This is a genomic window from Bradyrhizobium sp. LVM 105 (assembly GCF_003957705.1).
Taxonomy (GTDB): Bacteria; Pseudomonadota; Alphaproteobacteria; order Rhizobiales; family Xanthobacteraceae; genus Bradyrhizobium; species Bradyrhizobium frederickii.
Window position 1 is genome coordinate 256247 of record NZ_QZMV01000006.1, and the last position, 17898, is coordinate 274144.

The window sequence follows — 17898 nt, forward strand, 5'->3', positions numbered from 1 at the left end:
CGGCGCCGCTGCAACATATTGGTTTTATTGTTCTTTTTGAAGCGGTTCCGTTTGCCGCCAAGTTTCCTCACTTGAGACGGCGGAGGCCGGGCACCGCGCGATGCGGCGTCGGACGGGGCCCGAATCGTAGAATCGGACCGAGACTCAAAGGCCGCAGATGCAAACACCCGGCGCGCCGCTCCGCCCCCCGGCGAGGGCTGCGGCAATCCGGCCACGCCCTGGCGACGACTCTATATAGAGGGCCTTCTTAGGATGGCGCCCGACGGCAAACCGCCCGTTTCCAAAATCGCTGGGAATATTCGAGCGAAAACACACGCTTCCAAATTGACCGGCCGGAGCAATTAGATGCATAAGGCTCGCACCGGAGAGGTGGCCGAGTGGCTGAAGGCAACGCTTTGCTAAAGCGTCATACGGTCTCAAGCTGTATCGAGGGTTCGAATCCCTCCCTCTCCGCCACCGCTCAGACCAGAATCACTCGAGGTCAGCGTTCTTTCACCTCAAAGCGACCGTGAAGCCGTGCGGAAGCCCTGACGCGAGGATCGGCGCGGCTTCATCAGCCCGATTCGCACCGACTCTATATGTGTGCGTCCGCGCCTAGCGGTGGAACCGCCAGATCCGCCAATGCGAGGGCGAAATCAGCACGGCCTCGTCGGCCCAGACGTTGAACCAGATGCCGGACCTGCGCCGGCAGGGGAACGACCAGGGCAGAATCCCCGTCTTGTGCAGACGTCCGAGTTCCAGGTCGCACTCGTCGGGCGCGATTTGAATCGGCAGCCATCGTCCATTGGTGTCGGGGCGCTCATGCCGCTCGGTCTTATGTGGCGGCACGACGAGGAAAGTTGATTCAGCGCAACCCAGCCCACCCGTGCGAACCCGGGTGTGGATGCGATCCTCAATTCAGTGGGCGGAAATCCACGCCCGCGCCTCGCGCTGTGCGACCGAGATCTCGGCATCCGACATCTGCCCGGCAACCTCCTGGCGTAGCGCCACGGCGTCCTTGCGGCCCTTCAGCGCGGCGAGATTGAACCATTTATGTGCGGCGACGAGATCGACGATGCCGGAGCGGCCGCTCGCCCAATAGATGCCGCGCTCGAACAGCACGTCCGACAGCGCGCTCGCGTCGATCGGCGTTGCCGTCTCCAGATCGAAAGTACCCTGAAACATAACGCATCCCCTTTGTTCTTATGCCGCCTCGTTCCCCCGAGCGCGGCTCCCGTCCAACTCTGATGTGCATGACCCTTCCCGGGATCGTGCATCGTTCAACTCGTCCCCAAGGCTTCTTGCCCAAGGCTTTCTTGCCCAAGGCTTCTTGCCCATTGCCGTTTGCCGGCTTGTTGGAGGCGATGATGGCGGGCAAATTTGAATGGCAGTTTAAGTATCGCGATGAAGCAGACGTAAACGCGCCCGCGCGGCGCGCACGCGGGGATTTCAAGAAGTCCCTGATTCGCAGGCACTTCTGCGATTCGTCAGAGTCTGTTTACCGCGGGATTTTGGGACATCGATAACCATCGCGCGCGGTGGCGTGCGTGGTGTGGCATCCGTCTCGCTCTCGCCACCCGCGGCCCGGCCGCGCCGGGGCTTCGCCGGCCTTGCGGTCCTGGGATGCCGAAGCTTCGGCGAAGGCGGCAGGACGGCAACCGGCATTCCAGAGAGGGTATGGCCGACCAGATGGCCCCGTCGGAGCCCTGCGATGACACCGGGAATGGAGAAGCGGCGCGCAAGCAGCGCGCAATCAATCCGCGGCCCCTCGCCTGCACCAGGGCCGCGCAGCCATGGCACCGCGATCGCCTCGCGTGTCAGATCGGCAATGTCGGGAAGGGAATGCCGGCAATACCCCGGCCTCAGGAGAACGAGGGCGTCGGCGAACACGTCAGGACCAGATTTCACGTTGACCCGAAGGCCGCTTGTGAAATTGCGGAGCCCCTTTTTCGGAGAACCGCACCGAACGAAGAAAACTTGTTTCTTCTGCCGGACCGTCAAAGCGAACGATCCGACCGTTGACCTGATGTCTCGCCGACACCCTCTATCGTCGATCAGAACCTCCAGGAGGCGCTGATGACGTGCCGGCTGGGAGCCGGCAACTTCAGAAGCGAAGTTACTTCTTCTTCTTCGCGACCTTGCGGGTCTTCTTCGCAGTCTTCTTCACTGCGCTCTTCGCCTTCTTCGCCTTCTTCGCTTTCTTGGCCATGTTGCCCTCCGATGTGTGAGATGGCTTTAATCGCTGCGTGCACTCGGGGATCGAATGCACTTCATCCCGAATACACCAACACAAAGAAAAAAACAGCGTCTCGCTTAAAGAAGTGTTGACGACGCAACGCGCGTGCGCTTGGCGAGCGCGACGCAAGCGCACCGCCCGACGCGAGCGATCGGCCGCAGCGAGTGCTCGCAACATCGATGTTCGCGGCATATGCGATTGCAGAAAAACACTATGCAGCAAGTATTTTCCTGCACGCGCGCATCGCGCGCGATCGTCGCAATGACGGACGTCGGCAATCCCGCGATCACCTCGCAAAGGCGCTTCGCGGACTCTGAGTCGCGAATTTTGGCAACGAAAATATTTTCATGATTAACGGCGCCAGCGCTCGTCGAAGCGTGCGCGAGCCGCCGTTTTGCGCGAATCGCGGGACGGCGATTCGGTCGTCACGTCGCGGCTGATCGGGATGAAGTTTGCCGCCGAGGATGCGTGCGAACGTCGCATCGAGGAACGAAAACGAGGTGACGAGACTTGTCCGTCACCTCGTTCGAACGCGCCGGCGTCAGACGCCGAGCTTGGACTTGAGCAGGTCGTTGACGCTTTGCGGGTTGGCTTTGCCGCCGGACGCCTTCATCACCTGGCCGACGAACCAGCCGAGCGATTGCGGCTTGTCCTTGACCTGCGCGGCCTTGTCGGGATTGGCCGCGATGATGTCGTCGACAACCTTTTCGATCGCCGAAAGGTCCGTGACCTGCTTCATGCCGCGGCTTTCGACCAGCGCGCGGGGATCGCCGCCTTCCTGCCAGACGATCTCGAACAGATCCTTGGCGATCTTGCCGGAGATCGTGCCCTCGCCGATCAGGTCGACGATCGCAGCCAGCTGCTCGGCGCTCACCGGAGCGCCCGTAATGTCCCGGCCTTCCTTGTTGAGACGGCCGAACAGCTCGTTGATCACCCAGTTCGCCGCCATCTTGCCGTCGCGCGTACGATTGCCGAGCTTGTCCAGCACGGTCTCGTAAAACACCGCGCTCTCGCGCTCGGCAACCAGCACGCTCGCATCATAGGCCGACAGGCCGAAGTCGGCGACGAAGCGCGTCTTCTTCTGGTCCGGCAGCTCGGGCAGCTCAGCCTTCAGCTCATCGACGTAGCCTTGCGAGAACTCCAGCGGCAGCAGGTCGGGATCGGGGAAGTAACGATAGTCATGCGCCTCCTCCTTGGAGCGCATCGAACGCGTCTCGCCCTTGTTGGGATCGTACAGCCGCGTCTCCTGATCGATCTGGCCGCCGTCCTCCAGGATCTCGATCTGGCGCCGCGCCTCATACTCGATCGCCTGGCCGATGAAGGTGATCGAGTTCATGTTCTTGATCTCGCAGCGGGTGCCGAGTGGCCCGCCGGGCTTTCGCACCGAGACGTTGACGTCGGCGCGCAAGGATCCCTTCTCCATGTCGCCGTCGCAGGTGCCGAGATAGCGCAGGATCGAGCGCAGCTTGGTCACATAGGCCTTGGCCTGCTCGGCGTCGCGGATGTCAGGCTTGGAGACGATCTCCATCAACGCCACGCCGCAGCGGTTGAGGTCGACATAGGACATGGTTGGCGACTGGTCGTGCAGCAATTTGCCGGCATCCTGCTCCAGATGCAGCCGCTCGATACCGATGGTGGCCACCTTGCCGCCGTCCAGTTCGACAACGACCTCGCCCTCGCCGACGATCGGCGACTTGTACTGGCTGATCTGGTAGCCCTGCGGCGAGTCCGGATAGAAATAGTTCTTGCGGTCGAACACCGAACGCAAATTGATCGCGGCGTTGAGGCCGAGCCCGGTTCGGACAGCCTGCCTGACGCACTCCTCGTTGATGACGGGCAGCATGCCCGGCATCGCCGCATCGACCAGCGAGACATGGCTGTTGGGCTCGCCGCCGAATTCGGTCGAGGCCCCCGAGAACAGTTTCGACTGCGAGGTGACCTGGGCATGGACCTCCATGCCGATCACGACTTCCCAGTCGCCGGTCTGGCCCTTGATCAGTTTTCCCTGTCTGACTGACGCGCTCATGCTTTTCCATCCCCGAGCAGCGCGGAAACCATCCGCTCCCACTCCGCTTCCAATGAATCCTTTGCCGCTGGCCGGCCGGCCTGGCGGTACCAATAGCCGGCATTGCCGAGATCGCCTTCGACGCGGTGCAAATATGCGTGCACCCAGGCGGCCTCGCGGCCGCTGTCGTCCTGAACGATCTTGTGCGCGCGGTCCCAATCGCCCTTGGCGGCCCACCAGAGACCTCTGAGCGGCGCGTTCAGATCCGGCGCAGGCTCCGCGCCGTCGAGGCTCGCGATGAAGGCGGCGACATTCACCACCACCTCGTCGGCGTGAAGCGGCCGGCGGCCCGCTCGATCACCTCGCCGAGCGAGAACAGCGTCTCCTCGTCGAAGGGACGGCCGATCAGCTGCAGGCCCAGCGGCAGGCCTTGGCCGTCCTTGCCCGCGGGCACGGCGATGCCGGGCAGGCCCGCCATGTTCACGGTCACCGTGAAGATGTCGTTGAGATACATCTCGACCGGATCGGCGCCGCCCTTCTCGCCGATGCCGAAGGCGGCCGAGGGCGTCGCGGGGGTGAGGATCGCGTCGACGCCCCTCGCGAAGCAATCCTCGAAATCCTTCTTGATCAGCGTGCGCACCTTCTGAGCGCGCAGATAATAGGCATCGTAATAGCCGGCCGAGAGCACGTAGGTGCCGATCATGACGCGGCGCCGCACTTCCGCGCCAAACCCTTCCGCGCGGGTGTTCTCGTAGAGCTCGATGACGTTCTTGCCCTGCTCGCGCAGGCCGTAGCGGACGCCGTCATAGCGCGCGAGGTTGGAGGACGCCTCCGCCGGCGCCACGATGTAATAGGCCGGCAGCGCGTACCTGGTGTGCGGCAGCGACACCTCGACCAGCTCGGCGCCCGCCGCCTTCAGCCAGGCCGCACCCGCTTCCCAAAGTTTCTCGATCTCGGCCGGCATGCCGTCGAGACGATATTCCTTGGGGATGCCGATCCTCATGCCCTTCACGGACTTGCCGATCGCAGCCTCGTAATCCGGCACCGCGATATCGACCGAGGTGGTGTCCTTCGGATCGTGTCCGGCCATGGAGCGCAGCAGCATCGCGGCATCGCGCACGCTGCGCGCGATCGGGCCGGCCTGGTCGAGCGAGGAGGCAAAGGCGACGATGCCCCAGCGCGAGCAGCGGCCATAGGTCGGCTTGATGCCGACCGTCGCGGTGAACGCCGCCGGCTGGCGGATCGAGCCGCCGGTGTCGGTCGCGGTCGCGCCCATGCACAGCAGCGCCGCCACGGCCGAGGCCGAGCCGCCGGACGAGCCGCCCGGCACCAGCGTCGTGTTGCTGCCCTCGCGCCGCCAGGGATTGCCGACCGGACCGAAGCACGAGGTCTCGTTGGCCGAGCCCATCGCGAACTCGTCATTGTTGAGCTTGCCGAGCATCACCGCGCCGTCCCGCCAGAGCTGCGAGGTGACGGTGGACTCATATGTCGGCACGAAATTGCCAAGGATCTTCGAGCACGCCGTGGTGCGCACGCCCTTGGTGGCGAACAGATCCTTGATGCCGAGCGGGATGCCGGCGAGCGGGCCCGCATCGCCCTTGGCGATCTTCTCGTCCGCGGCCTTGGCCATGCTGCGCGCCTGGTCCGGCGTCTCCATCACGAAGGCGTTGAGCACGCGCGCGGCCTCGATCGCGCCAAGGTGCGCGTCGGTCAGTTCGAGGGACGTGAAAGTCTTGTCGGCGAGACCCTTGCGGGCCTCGGCGAGCGTCAGCGATGTCAAATCGGTCATTTATTGATCGGGCTGCAGAAGAACGGAGACAGGGTCTTGTCGTTGGCCGGGTCGTCTTGCATGACGTTTTTCTTGGCAGCGGCATTCGCGGCGGCCTCGATCTCGTCGAGCACGGCATTGACGGCGACATTGGGATCGGCGGCCTTGCCCTGCCGCTCCATCTTGTCGAGGTAGTTCATGTAGGCCTGATAGGCCTTCTCATCGTCGCAAAGCAGACACATCGGACCACGTCCTAAGACTCTTTGTTTGACGCGTTATCTTCACGCGAACCGGCTTCCACTTCGCTCGATAGCGCCATGCTACTCGACGACCTTCGGCACCAGGAAGAAGTGGCCTTCGGTCGCGGGCGCGTTGGCGACAATATCGTCGGCGATGCCGCCGTCATCGACCACGTCCTGCCGCTTCCTCATCTGCATCGGGGTAACCGAGGTCATCGGCTCCACGCCCTCGACATTGACCTCCGAGAGCTGCTCGACGAAGGCGAGCATGGCGTTGAGCTCGCCCTGAAGATGCGGAACCTCGTCCTCGGAAACCGCAATGCGCGCCAGATGCGCGATGCGGCGGACGGTAGCGGCGTCGACGGACATTATATAAGGCCTCTCACGGCAAAACCCATGTGCCGTATAGCAGAGGCCGCTTTTGCGCCGCAACCGGCGCTAGCGCATGATCCGGAAAAGTGTGAAGCGGTTTTCCGAAAAGATCATGCGCAAACAAGAACCTAGAGGCTTATCCGGCCAGCGCTTTCAGCCGAGCCAAGGCCGATTTGGCGAGATCCCGGGTCAACTCGGTGGCGCCGACCTCGCGGCCGAGCGCAATGGCCTGCCCGGCCCAGAGATTGGTGAAATCCACCCTGCCCTGCTTTTCAGCAGCCGCCTTGAGCGGTCCCAGCGCGGTCGCCGCATGGGGAAAGGGCGGCGCATCCGGCGACACCGGGCCAGTCTCGCGCATCAGGCGGTTCTGGACCCCGCGCGCCGGCCGGCCGGTCATCACATTGGTGATGACGGTGGATTCATCTCCCGCCTCGGCGAGCGCCTTACGGCCGCCCGCGCTGACCTTCGATTCCGGACAGCGCAGATAAGCGGTGCCGATCTGCACGCCGGAGGCGCCGAGCGCAAAGGCCGCGGCGATGCCGCGACCGTCAGCGATGCCGCCGGCCGCGATGACAGGCACCTTCACGGCATCGGCGACCTGCGGCACCAATGCGAAGGTGCCGGGCTGCTCGGCGATCTTGTCGGTCAGGAACATGCCGCGATGGCCGCCCGCCTCGGCGCCTTGCGCGATCACGGCATCGACGCCGCGCTGTTCGAGCCAGACCGCCTCCTTCACCGTCGTTGCCGACGAGATGACGAGGCAGCCCGCAGCCTTCACCCGCTTGAGCAGCGCCTGCTCAGGCAGGCCGAAATGGAAGCTGACGACTTCCGGCTTCAGCTCTTCGACGACCTCGCAGAAGGCGGCATCGAAAGGTGCCCGGTTCGCCGCTGCGATCGGCGCCGCGGGATCGAGACCATGCTCGGCGTAATAGCCCGCGAGCCGCTGCTTCCAGCGCGCTTCGGCCTCGCCCGTCAGTTCGGCCGGTGTGTGGCAGAAGAAGTTCATGTTGACCGGCGCCTTGACGCGCTGGCGGATCAGACCGACCTGCTCGCGCGCCTTCTCCGGCGCGATCATCGCGCAAGGCAGCGAGCCCAGCGCGCCGCCCTGCGCGGCCGCAATCACCAGCTCGGCATCCATCACACCGGCCATCGGTGCCAGCACGATCGGGAATTCGGTCTTGAACAGATCGATCAGTCGACGGTCAGGCCACATGGTTGTTCTCTCGCTCGTTGTTGCCTTTACCCTCCCCTGGAGGGGGAGGGTGAAGAATCTCGCGCCGCTGTCAGCGAATTGCGTCTTCCTTCCAGCAACTGTTCCGCCTCGGCCGCGATCCGCTCGACGATCTCGGCCGCCGGGGGAATATCATGAATCAGGCCGACCGCCTCGCCGGCGATGACGGCCGCGATGTCGAAATTGCCGGCCGCTTTCGCCGCGGCATAGTCCACGGCAACTGCGGCGACATTCTGCATCAGCTCGACCTCGCGGCCGATCCAGCGCCGGGCGTGATCATTGATCAGGCACCGCCCGGTGAAGGGCGCCGGCCAGACATTGTTGCGCGAGAGATCGAAGATGATGCCGCGCACAGTGGAGCCGCTGTTTGCCGCGCAGATGCGCCGCTTGGCCTCCTCCGCGCCGTCGGCCTCCTGGCTCGCATAGAAGCGCGTGCCGAGCAGCACGCCGCTCGCGCCCAGCATCATCATGGCGGCGAGCCCGCGCCCGTCCGCGATGCCGCCGGCCGCGACCACCGGCACGCGGCCCGCGGCAAGATCGACGATCGCCGGCACGAGATCGACGGTGGTCCGCGAGGCGCCATGCCCGCCCGCCTCCGTTCCCTGCGCGATCAGGGCATCGGCACCGGCATCGAGTGCCTGTCGCGCCATCGTCTCGTCCTGCACCTGGCAGATCAGGCGTGCGCCGGCGGACTTGATCCTGGGCGCGAACGGCGCGGGATCGCCGAATGACAGCATGATCGCCGATGGCTTCGCACCGAGCGCGATGTCGAGAAGATCGGGCCGCTTGGCGAGGCTCCAGGTGATGAAGCCGATCCCGAACGGCGCACGCAGTTCGGCGAGCTTCGCAGTCTCCTGCTCCAGCCACGCTCGCTCGCCGTAGCCGCCGCCGAGAATGCCGAACCCGCCGGCGCGGCTCACAGCCGCGACCAGGCGGCTGCCGGCGACGACATCCATCGGCGCCAGCAAGATCGGATGTGCGATCTCCAGCAGCGTGGTCAGCGACGTCGTCATCGGCATGGCTTCTCCCCGATCTGGACAGCGAGACTAGGCACGACTAGCATTCTTCAGAAATGAATTGTTGCGAACGCTGCCATCTCGAAAGCGAAACGACGCCATGGAACTCAGCGATCTCCAGACCTTTGCCAGTGTGGCCCGCACCGGCGGCATCACCCGTGCCGCGGAGGAGCTGAATACGGTGCAGTCGAACGTCACCCAGCGCGTGAAGGCGCTGGAGGCGGAGATCGGCACGCCGCTGTTCGAACGCCACAGCCGCGGCATGACGCTGACCGGCGCCGGCAAGCGCCTCTTGCCTTACGCGCAACGGATGGCCGCGCTGTCGCGCGAGGCCGTGCTCGCAGCGCGCGACGATGGCGAACCCAAGGGACCGCTTGCGATCGGCTCGATGGAAACGACGGCAGCGGTGCGGTTGCCGCCGCTGCTCGCCGATTTCCACCGCCGCTTTCCCGCCGTGCGGCTTTCCTTGCGCACCGCAACCACAGCCGACCTCGTCGCAGCCGTGCTCGAAGGCACGCTCGACGGCGCCTTTGTCGCCGGTCCCATTGCGCATGCCGATCTCACCGCGACGAGCGCGTTCCGCGAGGAGCTGGTGCTGGTCAGCGCGCGGCGCTGGGCTTCGCTTGCCGAGCTGCGCGCCGGCACTGCGGAATCCGGCCCGACCGCGCTGGTGTTCCGCACCGGCTGCACCTACCGCCAACGGCTCGAGCAGATCTTCGTCGACTTCGGCTGGCCTTCGGCGGCCCGCTTCGAGCTCGGCACGCTCGACGGCATGATCGGCTGCGTCGCCGCCGACATGGGCGTGACGTTGCTGCCGCGTGCTGTCGTCGAGCGCAGCGCCATGAATGGTACCGTCTCGATCCACGCCTTGAGCCCGTCGCATGCGCGCGTCGAGACACTCTTCATCCAGCGTCGCGCCGGACATCAGACCAGCGCGCTTCAGAGTTTCGCGGGCTGCCTGACCAACGGCGAGGACGTCATCGCGGCCTGACGCAGGCGCCGCGTTCCGCGCGATGAAATTCGTCACAAATTCATCACGCTTGAATCGGTTCGCGAGGGTCGGTCGTTGTCGCCGATGGCTCGAAAAGCTTTGAAGCGCGCGACGGTTCTACGTTAGGATGCGTGACTGGCCGGCGCGAAACCATAACGAAGCCAAACATCGGCAAGAACATCGGGAGGACTATCGATGCGCAATACGCTCGTGTTGTGCTGTGTCGCTGCGTTGTCGGCGATATCAGGAACTGCAAGCGCACAGGACTGGACCAAGTCGAAATGGGGGCCGAACGACGAGATCGGCGCCGCCAACTACATGACGCCTGAGCTCGTGGTGAAGGCGGCATCGCTGGTGAAGACCGGCAAGACCTACGCCCTCGGCATTCCCGTCACGCCGCAAACGCCTGCCTATCCGCCGCGCACCTACAAGATTACGGTGGTGCAGCCGGGACAGGCCGGCAGCGCGGGGCTTGGTCCGAACAAGGCCACCTATAACGATGACATCCTCGACACCTGGGTCGGCATCGGCAGCCAGCTCGACGGCCTCGGCCATCTCGGCATCGAGCATGTCTATTACAACGGCAACAAGCTTGCCGACTTCGCCGATCCCAACGGTCTGAAGAAGCTCGGCATCGAGAAGGTGCCGCCGATGGTCACCCGCGGCGTGCTGCTCGACATGGCCGCCTATTTCAAGACCGACGTGGTGAAGGAAGGCACGGCCTTCAACGTCAAGGAGATCGAGGAAGCCGCCAAGCAGCAGAACGTCGAGATCCGCCAGGGCGACGTCGTCATCTTCCACACCGGTTGGCTCAGCCTGATCGGCAAGGACGACAAGCGCTACTCGGCCGGCGAGCCCGGCCTCGGCGTCGAAGGCGCAAAATATCTCACCGGCAAGGGCGTCGTCGCGGTTGGCGCCGACACTTGGGGACTCGAGGTGCTGCCTTTCGAATCCAAGACCGTGTTCGAGGTGCACCAGATCCTGCTCGCGATGAACGGGACCTACATCCTCGAGAACATGGACACGGCCGCGCTCGCCCGCGACAAGGGTTATGAATTCCTGTTCGTGCTGGGACAGCCGCGCTTGACCGGCGGCGTGCAGGCCATGATCAACCCGATCGCGATCCGCTGACGCCGAGGCGGGTCCGGAAGACCGTGGGGTGAGGGTCATGCGGTGTCTTTTGCACCACTGCCCTCACCCGATCGCGCGCCGGTTTCGCACCGTACGAGAAAGCTCCTATTTGAGCCGGATATCCTCATAGGATTCGATCCGCCGCGGGCCGACCGAGGTCGCCTCGTGCGAATCCGCATCCGTGAGATTGCCGAAATCGAGCTTGGTCAGTTTCGCGAGGTCCGCGATCGAGACCTGAAACACGCTGACGTCCTCCTCCGACATCCGCTCGCGTAGATCCACCCCCTGGATGCGGTCGATCTCCATGACCAGCTTTCGCTGGCTCATCAGGAAGGCCGCCGCCTTGAGCGCGTCGTCGTCCTCGTTGCGCCGGATCAGGATCTTCCAGAAATATTTCGGGATCTGGACGCCGCCGAAGCTCGGATCCTTGTGCGGCCGGCCCGCCGGATTGGGCAGATCGGACCCGTCGGCGTCCGGCCCGTCGAACACCGGACCGTTCATGACGATGCCCTTCTCCTCGCCTTCGAGCAGGACATCGCGCGTATAATCCTCCAGTCCCGCCCAGAGCTGCTTGCCCTGGTTGAAGGAGAAGAACTGCGGCGAGCAATTGGTGAAGTGAAAGGAATCGTCACCATGCTGCTTGGCCGCGGCGACGGTGTCGCCCCAGGTCGCGTCCAGCCGGCGCACGAGATGACCGCGGTCGAACGGATTCTTGCTGCGATCCGCCTCGAACGTGGCCTGCTTGCGGTAGTACTCGTCGCCGATCTGGGCCTCGTCGTCGATGCGCGGATCGCGCAGCCAGGAATCGCCCTCGCGCTTGCCGACGTCCTGCTGCTTGCCGCCGTCGATATTGACACAGCTGAAGAAGGCGAGCCGGCGTTCCTTGTTCATGACGACGCTGTAGTTGAAATATTTCAGCTCGGATTGCCGGGAGCTTCCCTTGAGCATCGCGACCCTCGATTTGAGGGAGGCCGGAATCTTCGGCAGGGGCACCGAGAATTTGCCGGTGCCGAGGAAATTCGCCTTGTATCCGGGACGCGATTTCAGCGTGCTCTGATCGATATGCACGGCCTCCATCGGCAGCCCGTTGTTCGCGCTGATGTGCGGCAGCAGGCCGGCCGGTCGGGTGATCAAGGGCGCGCCGCCATTTGCTGTGCCGCCGTTCGGCGCCCCTCCGTTGCCTCCCGCAGGTCCCGGCACGGGTGCGAGCGGCGCGAATGGGATTTCCTTTTTGAACATCGGCAACGGCACGCGGATCGGGACCACCAGCGAGGTCCCGTCGAGGGACTGCTCGACCCAGACATTGGCGCCGAAAGCAGGCGCGGCAGCCGGCGCCCGGACTTTCGCGATCTCTTGCCGGATCGGCGGCTCCTCCTCGTCCAGGACCGGCTTGATCAGGGGATGGGAGCCGACGGCAACCTTGAGATCGGCGACGATCGCGCTGATACGGATGCCTTCATTGGCGATCCAGTCGATCAGGGATTCATCCATCGACGGCTTCCACACCTTGCCGTCCTTGGTCAGGGTGCGGCCCTGCGCATCCTTGCGGGGAATGCCGCTGTGGTGCAGCGCGACCACCTGCCAGAACCGGTTGAACGCCGGCGAGCCCGACGAGCCCGCCGTCGTGTCGGTGTTGTACCAGAGGAAGTCGCCGACATATTTGAGCAGCTTGTTCTCGCGGACGCAGACCTGCTTCATCTGCCCGCTGGGATGCTGGATGATGGTCAGGTACTCGCCGGGGTCCGCCTTGCCGGGCGCGGCGCTGAGCGGCAGCCATCCGAAGTCTTCCAGCTCCTCCCCGCCTGACAGCGAGGTCGGCGCTACCGCGACCGCCGAGAAATCCAGCCTGTCGTTGGTGTAGAAGAATTTGCCCGGCTCGAAGCCGAACCGCACCGGCACGCGCTCCTGTCCCGAGACGTCGAGCTCGTAGTTGAAATCGCCGATCGAATTGGCCGCGTCGGCCGGCTTGCCGAAGACGTGATGGTTGGTCAGCAGCAGGCCCGGCCCGATCAGAAAGCCCGAGCCATAGCCGAGCAGGTTCGACTTGAGGTCCCTGAGCTGGATGCGGCAGACCGAGCGCGAGGCGGCGGTCCCCTTGGCGAGATAGTTGATGCTGTCGAGATCATTGCCCTGGATGATCCGCTCCAGGCCGATCTCGGCCTTCTCCATGTCCTGCGTCTCGGCCAGCAGCTGGCGCTGGCGCACACGCATCTTTTCGACGGACATCTCGATCGGACCGTCGCCCAATTTCCGGTTCAAGGCTTCGGGTGAGAACTCGGCTTGCTTGAATCGCCTTTCTGAGCCCGCGATCAGGCTTGGCTTGATGAGCATCGTGACCTCTCAATGATTGGGCGAATATTGGACGTGGTCGGAGCGCCAGAAAATTTGCGCCAAGGTAGCAGCGCGGGCCGGAATGCCGGCCGCTGCCGATCGTTCTTGAAAATCGGGGGATGCACCCCCACACTACTTTAAACCTGCATATCTATTGGCACGCAACCACACGGCATCATGCCATGGTCTGCACATCATCAGTGTGAGATTTCCCACAAATCAACGATGCGCTTGTGCCTTGCGCGCTTTCTTGCCGCGGGACGGCCTAAAGCGCGATGCGATAAGGATGAATCGTCATCGCGCTTTAGGTTACTGTTTAAGCATGATCTTTTCGGAAAACCGCTGCGCACTTTTCCGGATCATGCTTTAGGGCCTGAGCTGCCACCGCCGCAGCGCCACGACAGCCCAGATCGCTTCGACCAGGCCGAACGGCCAGGCGCCCTGGAGAAAGCCGTAGGCCGAGCCGAGCGCGCAGGACGCTGCGAACAGCAGCACGTACCAATGGCTGCGATCCTCCAGGGCGTAAGTGAGCAGCATCGCCGTGACGGCGAACAGGCCGAATAATGTCAGCGCATCCATTGTTCCGGGTTCACTCCGCGGCGCGGCGCGTGATATGCGCTATCCATGCCGGCTCTTATCCTGCCTCTCGTCGATGCTGCAACCCACTGGCCCGCGCGGGGCGCGCTGGTCGGGCTCGACCTCGGCACCAAGACCATCGGCGTTGCCGTGTCCGATCCGGACCGGCGGCTGGCGACCGGCGTCGAGACGGTCCAGCGCACGCAATTCAAGCGGGACGCGGCCCGGTTGCTCGCGATTGCGGCGGAGCGCAAGGCGACCGGATTCGTGCTCGGCCTGCCCATCAACATGGACGGCAGCGAGGGCCCGCGCGCGCAATCCACCCGCGCCTTCGCCCGCAACCTTGCCGGCCTGACCTCGCTTCCCATCGGCCTGTGGGACGAGCGCCTCTCGACCGCGGCGGTCGAGCGCGAGCTGATCGGCATGGACGTCAGCCGCGCCAAGCGCGCCGAGGTGATCGACGAGCATGCCGCGATCTTCATCCTGCAAGGCGCGCTCGACCGTCTCGCCAATCTCCGCACCGGCTGATCCATGGCGGTCGTCATCGCGGCGCTGCTGCCGGTCTTCATCCTCATCGTGCTCGGCATCGTGCTGAAGCGCAGCCTGATGCGGCTCGACACGCAATGGCACGGGCTGGAGCGGCTGACCTATTTCGTGCTGTTTCCGATGCTGCTGATCCAGACGCTGGTGAAGGCCGACCTCTCCAGGGTGCCGGTCGCCGGCGTCGGCGGCGCGCTGCTGCTGTCGGCGCTGGCGATGTCGCTGCTCTGCCTCGCGCTCCGCCCTGCCCTGGCGCGGCTCGGCATCGACGGTCCCGCCTTCACCTCGATCTTCCAGGGCGCGACGCGCTGGCAGACCTTCGTTGCGCTGTCGATCGCCGCCAATCTGTTCGGCGATGTCGGGCTGGCGCTCGCCTCGGTGGCGATGGTGGCGATCATCCCGCTTGTCAACGTGTTCAGCGTCTCGGTGCTCGCTCGTTACGCATCGCCGGAAAAGCAATCCGGCCGCGCCATCGTCGTGACATTGGTGCGCAATCCCTTAATCTGGGCCTGCATCATCGGCCTTACTGTCAATGTCACCCACCTGCCGCTGCCAAGGCTCTGGCATGAGGTTGCAGACGCGCTCGGCAGTTCCTCCCTCGCCATCGGCCTGCTCGTCACAGGCGCGGGGCTGCATCTTGAAGGGCTCTTCCGTCCAAGCCTCGGCGCAGCCGTCGGCGTCGTTTTCAAGCTCTTGCTGATGCCCGCGCTCGCGATGGGGCTCGGTCTCTGGTTCGGGCTTTCCGGCAACAGCCTCGCGATCGTGGCGATCTGTTCGGCGGTGCCGACCTCGTCCAGCGCCTATGTCCTTGCCCGCCAGATGGGCGGCGACGCCCCGCTGCTGGCGCAGATCATCACGCTGCAGACGATGCTGGCGGCGATCACGATGCCGATCGCGATCGCGCTGGCGGCCTAGCTCCCCAGCCACATCGTCAGCACCACCGCGGTCAGATTGTTCAGCGCATGCAGCACGATGGTGAGCCAGAGCGAACCCGCGCGATAACGCATGTAGCCGAACCACAGACCGATGCAGAAGACTTCGGCCAGAAAGTACAGGTCGTATTGCAGGTGCACGATTGTCCAGACCAAGGACGACAGCAGGATCGCGCCTGATGCCCGCAGGAAGCTCGCCGACCAGCCGCGGTAGAGGAAGCCGCGGGCCAAGACCTCTTCCGACATCGGCGCGGCCACGCTGAAGGCGAACAGAAGCAACAGCGCTGCGCCCTTGTCGCGGCCCGATTTCAACAGATCGGTCATGAAGCCCGGCGTCGCCTCGCGGCCGAGCGCGCGCGACATCGTCTCCCAGACCAGCACGATCAGGATGAGGCCGACGGCGCCGAACAGCAGCTGCTTCCAGGACGGCCAGTGCAGCGCGAGATAGTCGACGAAGGAAGCCTTCTTGATGGCAATGGCGAGCCACACCGCAAAAAGCGTCGCCGGCAGGCCCATGATGACCGAGAGCGCGAGCGTCTGCGGCTCGCGGCCGACGAGCTGGATCGAGGCGAGATCCATCGGCAGGCCGCGCTGCGCCGCCAGCAGGACGACGGCGCCGATCTGTCCGACGAACATCGCGACGAAAATGAAGAGGCCCCACAGCGCCGTGCCCCAGAACTTCCAGACGCGTGGCGTCGCCGGCGTCATGGTCAGCGGCGGATGGTCGGGATTGAGGGAGTCCATCAGTGGGCCTTCGTTAGGTCGCGCAAACTATCGAGAGGTCGTCATGCCCGGGCTTGTCCCGGGCAACCACGTTTTACGCGCAACGCAGCAAGACGTGGATGGCCGGGTCAGGCCCGGCCATGACGTTGTGGAGAGACCGTGCCCGCTCACGGCAGCGCCCGCTCCAGCAGCGTGCGGACCTCGCCGCTCTCCAGCTCCACGGCGCCGTACATGCTGGCGTGGCTGGTGGCGAGCCGGCTCGCCGCGAACAATTCGGCGTTGCGCGGCGACACACCGTTCAGCGCCGCGGCCGCGGCCAGCAGCGCCAGCTTCTCGACGGCAAGCCGCGCGAGGCGCTCGCCGTCGGCGCGCCGAAACGTCTTGCCGATGAAGCTGGCCGCCTCCCCAGCCCCCGGCAAGCCCTTGGTCTCGGCCGCAAGCGATTGCAGCACCGCCATCGCCGGCTCCGGCTCGCGCGAGAGCGCGCGGAGCACGTCGAGGCACATCACGTTGCCCGAGCCTTCCCAGATCGCGTTGACCGGCGACTCCCGATAGTGCCGCGCCAGGATGCCGTCCTCGACATAGCCGTTGCCGCCGAGGCATTCCATGGCTTCATAGAGGAACGGCGGCGCGCTCTTGCAGGTCCAGTATTTGATCGCGGGCGTCAAGAGCCGCATATAGGCCGCCTCCGCCGCATCGTGCGGGGTGCGATCGAAGGCGCGGCAGAGCCGCATCACCAGGGCCGTGCTGGCCTCGACATGCAACGCCATGTCCGACAGCACCGCCTGCATCAGGGGCTGGTCGGCCAGATGCTTCTGGAACACGCTGCGGTGACGGGCGTGATGCAGCGCGTGCGCCAGCCCCGAGCGCATCAGGCCGACCGAGGCGATCGCGCAATCCTGCCGCGTCAGCTGCACCATCTGGATGATGGTGCGGATGCCCTTGCCCTCCTCGCCGACCGCTTGCGCATAGGCGCCGACGAACTCGACCTCAGAGGACGCATTGGAGCGGTTGCCGAGCTTGTCCTTCAGCCGCTGGAACTGGATCGCGTTGACCGATCCATCCGGTGCGAAGCGCGGCATGAAGAAGCAGGTCAGACCCTGCTCGGCCTGCGCCAGCACCAGGAAGGCATCGCACATCGGCGCCGACATGAACCATTTATGGCCGGTGATGCGATAGGCCTCGCCATCGCGCACCGCGCGCGTCATGTTGGAGCGCACGTCGGTGCCGCCCTGCTTCTCGGTCATGCCCATGCCGAGCGTCATGCCGCGCTTCTGCCACCACGGTGCGAAGCTCGGATCGTAGCTTTTGGTCGACAGCACCGGCATCACCTTGCCGAGCAGGTCCGGCTGCTTCGCCAGCGCACCGACGGAGGCGCGCGTCATCGTGATCGGACAGAGGTGGCCGGTCTCGACCTGGGCCGCCATGTAGAATTTCGCCGCACGAATGACCTCGGCAGCATCGCCCGCCGGCTTGCCGTTCGCAGTCCACGTCGAATTATGGACGCCGGCATGGGCGCTGTGCGCCATCAGCTCGTGATAGGCCGGGTGAAACTCGACCTGGTCGCGGCGATTGCCTTTGGCGTCGAAGGTGCGCAGCTTCGGCGTGTTCTCGTTCGCGAGGCGCCCGCGATCGGCCATCGCGGCCGAGCCCCATTGCTTGCCGAACTCGGAGAGCTCGCGTTCCGCCGCCGCGCCGCCATTGGCCTTCACCGCCTCGACCAGCGGCCGGTCCACGGCAAACAGGTCGATATCCTCGAACGGCGGTGACTGGTTGAAGACCTCGTGGGTCGCAAAGCTCGGCTGGGTCATCAAGTTTCCTCGGCGCG

The 17898-nt window shown here is 64.8% G+C and carries 17 protein-coding genes and 1 tRNA gene; 5 read left to right on the forward strand and 13 right to left on the reverse strand.

The window, feature by feature from the left end; all coding sequences use genetic code 11:
- The first annotated feature begins 363 nt into the window (after positions 1-363).
- A tRNA-Ser gene (locus D6B98_RS19495) sits at positions 364-456 on the forward strand.
- Between the two features lie 138 nt (positions 457-594).
- On the opposite strand, the gene D6B98_RS19500 is transcribed toward D6B98_RS19495, so the two are convergent.
- From D6B98_RS19500 to D6B98_RS19550, 9 genes are all read right to left on the reverse strand, one after another.
- Positions 595-828 carry a hypothetical protein gene (locus D6B98_RS19500; protein WP_126258557.1) on the reverse strand — a complete coding sequence of 78 codons (234 nt, stop codon included), beginning with the start codon at positions 826-828 and terminating at the stop codon, positions 595-597.
- A gap of 69 nt (positions 829-897) precedes the next feature.
- Positions 898-1164, reverse strand: a complete 267-nt coding sequence (locus tag D6B98_RS19505) for a hypothetical protein (RefSeq protein WP_126258558.1) — start codon at positions 1162-1164, stop codon at positions 898-900.
- Positions 1165-2756: 1592 nt separating this feature from the next.
- Positions 2757-4241 (reverse strand): Asp-tRNA(Asn)/Glu-tRNA(Gln) amidotransferase subunit GatB, encoded by a 1485-nt coding sequence (gatB, locus tag D6B98_RS19520; RefSeq protein ID WP_126258559.1) that lies wholly within the window; start codon positions 4239-4241, stop codon positions 2757-2759.
- A complete protein-coding gene (locus D6B98_RS19525) occupies positions 4238-4543 on the reverse strand; it encodes a hypothetical protein (RefSeq protein ID WP_126258560.1) in 306 nt (101 codons plus the stop codon). The genes gatB and D6B98_RS19525 overlap by 4 nt, the downstream gene beginning before the upstream one ends.
- The gene (gatA, locus tag D6B98_RS19530) at positions 4534-6009 is read right to left on the reverse strand and encodes an Asp-tRNA(Asn)/Glu-tRNA(Gln) amidotransferase subunit GatA (RefSeq protein WP_126258561.1); all 1476 of its coding nucleotides are present in this window, start codon (positions 6007-6009) and stop codon (positions 4534-4536) included. The genes D6B98_RS19525 and gatA overlap by 10 nt, the downstream gene beginning before the upstream one ends.
- Positions 6006-6230, reverse strand: coding sequence for a hypothetical protein (locus tag D6B98_RS19535; protein ID WP_126258562.1), 225 nt, complete (start codon positions 6228-6230; stop codon positions 6006-6008). Before D6B98_RS19535 ends, gatA begins: the two co-directional genes overlap by 4 nt.
- Before the next feature lie 78 nt (positions 6231-6308).
- Positions 6309-6596, reverse strand: a complete 288-nt coding sequence (gene gatC, locus D6B98_RS19540) for an Asp-tRNA(Asn)/Glu-tRNA(Gln) amidotransferase subunit GatC (RefSeq protein WP_126258563.1) — start codon at positions 6594-6596, stop codon at positions 6309-6311.
- 139 nt (positions 6597-6735) lie between these two features.
- Entirely contained in the window at positions 6736-7812 is a 1077-nt protein-coding gene (locus D6B98_RS19545) for an NAD(P)H-dependent flavin oxidoreductase (RefSeq protein ID WP_126258564.1), read from the reverse strand.
- A 26-nt stretch (positions 7813-7838) separates the two neighbouring features.
- On the reverse strand, positions 7839-8849 hold the full coding sequence (locus tag D6B98_RS19550; RefSeq protein ID WP_126258565.1) for an NAD(P)H-dependent flavin oxidoreductase: 1011 nt from the start codon (positions 8847-8849) through the stop codon (positions 7839-7841).
- Positions 8850-8946: 97 nt separating this feature from the next.
- On the opposite strand from D6B98_RS19550, the gene D6B98_RS19555 reads away from it, so the two are divergent.
- Positions 8947-9837 carry a LysR family transcriptional regulator gene (locus tag D6B98_RS19555; RefSeq protein WP_126258566.1) on the forward strand — a complete coding sequence of 297 codons (891 nt, stop codon included), beginning with the start codon at positions 8947-8949 and terminating at the stop codon, positions 9835-9837.
- A gap of 195 nt (positions 9838-10032) precedes the next feature.
- Positions 10033-10968, forward strand: a complete 936-nt coding sequence (locus D6B98_RS19560) for a cyclase family protein (RefSeq protein ID WP_126258567.1) — start codon at positions 10033-10035, stop codon at positions 10966-10968.
- A 105-nt stretch (positions 10969-11073) separates the two neighbouring features.
- Here the strand turns inward: D6B98_RS19560 and D6B98_RS19565 are convergent, their stop codons facing one another.
- The gene (locus D6B98_RS19565) at positions 11074-13227 is read right to left on the reverse strand and encodes a DNA/RNA non-specific endonuclease (protein ID WP_164718719.1); all 2154 of its coding nucleotides are present in this window, start codon (positions 13225-13227) and stop codon (positions 11074-11076) included.
- 438 nt (positions 13228-13665) lie between these two features.
- On the reverse strand, positions 13666-13878 hold the full coding sequence (locus D6B98_RS19570; protein WP_126258569.1) for a hypothetical protein: 213 nt from the start codon (positions 13876-13878) through the stop codon (positions 13666-13668).
- A gap of 45 nt (positions 13879-13923) precedes the next feature.
- Between D6B98_RS19570 and ruvX the strand changes: the two genes are divergently transcribed.
- Positions 13924-14403 (forward strand): Holliday junction resolvase RuvX, encoded by a 480-nt coding sequence (ruvX, locus tag D6B98_RS19575; protein ID WP_126258570.1) that lies wholly within the window; start codon positions 13924-13926, stop codon positions 14401-14403.
- Positions 14404-14406: 3 nt separating this feature from the next.
- Positions 14407-15330, forward strand: coding sequence for an AEC family transporter (locus D6B98_RS19580; protein WP_126258571.1), 924 nt, complete (start codon positions 14407-14409; stop codon positions 15328-15330).
- On the opposite strand, the gene D6B98_RS19585 is transcribed toward D6B98_RS19580, so the two are convergent.
- Positions 15327-16091 carry a CPBP family intramembrane glutamic endopeptidase gene (locus D6B98_RS19585; RefSeq protein ID WP_126258572.1) on the reverse strand — a complete coding sequence of 255 codons (765 nt, stop codon included), beginning with the start codon at positions 16089-16091 and terminating at the stop codon, positions 15327-15329. The genes D6B98_RS19580 and D6B98_RS19585 overlap by 4 nt on opposite strands.
- 146 nt (positions 16092-16237) lie before the next feature.
- On the reverse strand, positions 16238-17881 hold the full coding sequence (locus D6B98_RS19590; protein WP_126258573.1) for an isovaleryl-CoA dehydrogenase: 1644 nt from the start codon (positions 17879-17881) through the stop codon (positions 16238-16240).
- Between the last annotated feature and the right edge of the window lie 17 nt (positions 17882-17898).

Bases quoted from the DNA above. Each gene is read 5' to 3' on its own strand.
- gatA (WP_126258561.1), bottom strand. From the start codon at position 6,009: ATGACCGATTTGACATCGCTGACGCTCGCCGAGGCCCGCAAGGGTCTC.
- D6B98_RS19560 (WP_126258567.1), top strand. From the start codon at position 10,033: ATGCGCAATACGCTCGTGTTGTGCTGTGTCGCTGCGTTGTCGGCGATA.
- D6B98_RS19590 (WP_126258573.1), bottom strand. From the start codon at position 17,881: ATGACCCAGCCGAGCTTTGCGACCCACGAGGTCTTCAACCAGTCACCG.
- D6B98_RS19580 (WP_126258571.1), top strand. From the start codon at position 14,407: ATGGCGGTCGTCATCGCGGCGCTGCTGCCGGTCTTCATCCTCATCGTG.
- D6B98_RS19550 (WP_126258565.1), bottom strand. From the start codon at position 8,849: ATGCCGATGACGACGTCGCTGACCACGCTGCTGGAGATCGCACATCCG.
- D6B98_RS19505 (WP_126258558.1), bottom strand. From the start codon at position 1,164: ATGTTTCAGGGTACTTTCGATCTGGAGACGGCAACGCCGATCGACGCG.
- ruvX (WP_126258570.1), top strand. From the start codon at position 13,924: ATGCCGGCTCTTATCCTGCCTCTCGTCGATGCTGCAACCCACTGGCCC.
- D6B98_RS19585 (WP_126258572.1), bottom strand. From the start codon at position 16,091: ATGGACTCCCTCAATCCCGACCATCCGCCGCTGACCATGACGCCGGCG.
- gatB (WP_126258559.1), bottom strand. From the start codon at position 4,241: ATGAGCGCGTCAGTCAGACAGGGAAAACTGATCAAGGGCCAGACCGGC.
- D6B98_RS19545 (WP_126258564.1), bottom strand. From the start codon at position 7,812: ATGTGGCCTGACCGTCGACTGATCGATCTGTTCAAGACCGAATTCCCG.
- D6B98_RS19570 (WP_126258569.1), bottom strand. From the start codon at position 13,878: ATGGATGCGCTGACATTATTCGGCCTGTTCGCCGTCACGGCGATGCTG.
- D6B98_RS19555 (WP_126258566.1), top strand. From the start codon at position 8,947: ATGGAACTCAGCGATCTCCAGACCTTTGCCAGTGTGGCCCGCACCGGC.
- gatC (WP_126258563.1), bottom strand. From the start codon at position 6,596: ATGTCCGTCGACGCCGCTACCGTCCGCCGCATCGCGCATCTGGCGCGC.
- D6B98_RS19535 (WP_126258562.1), bottom strand. From the start codon at position 6,230: ATGTGTCTGCTTTGCGACGATGAGAAGGCCTATCAGGCCTACATGAAC.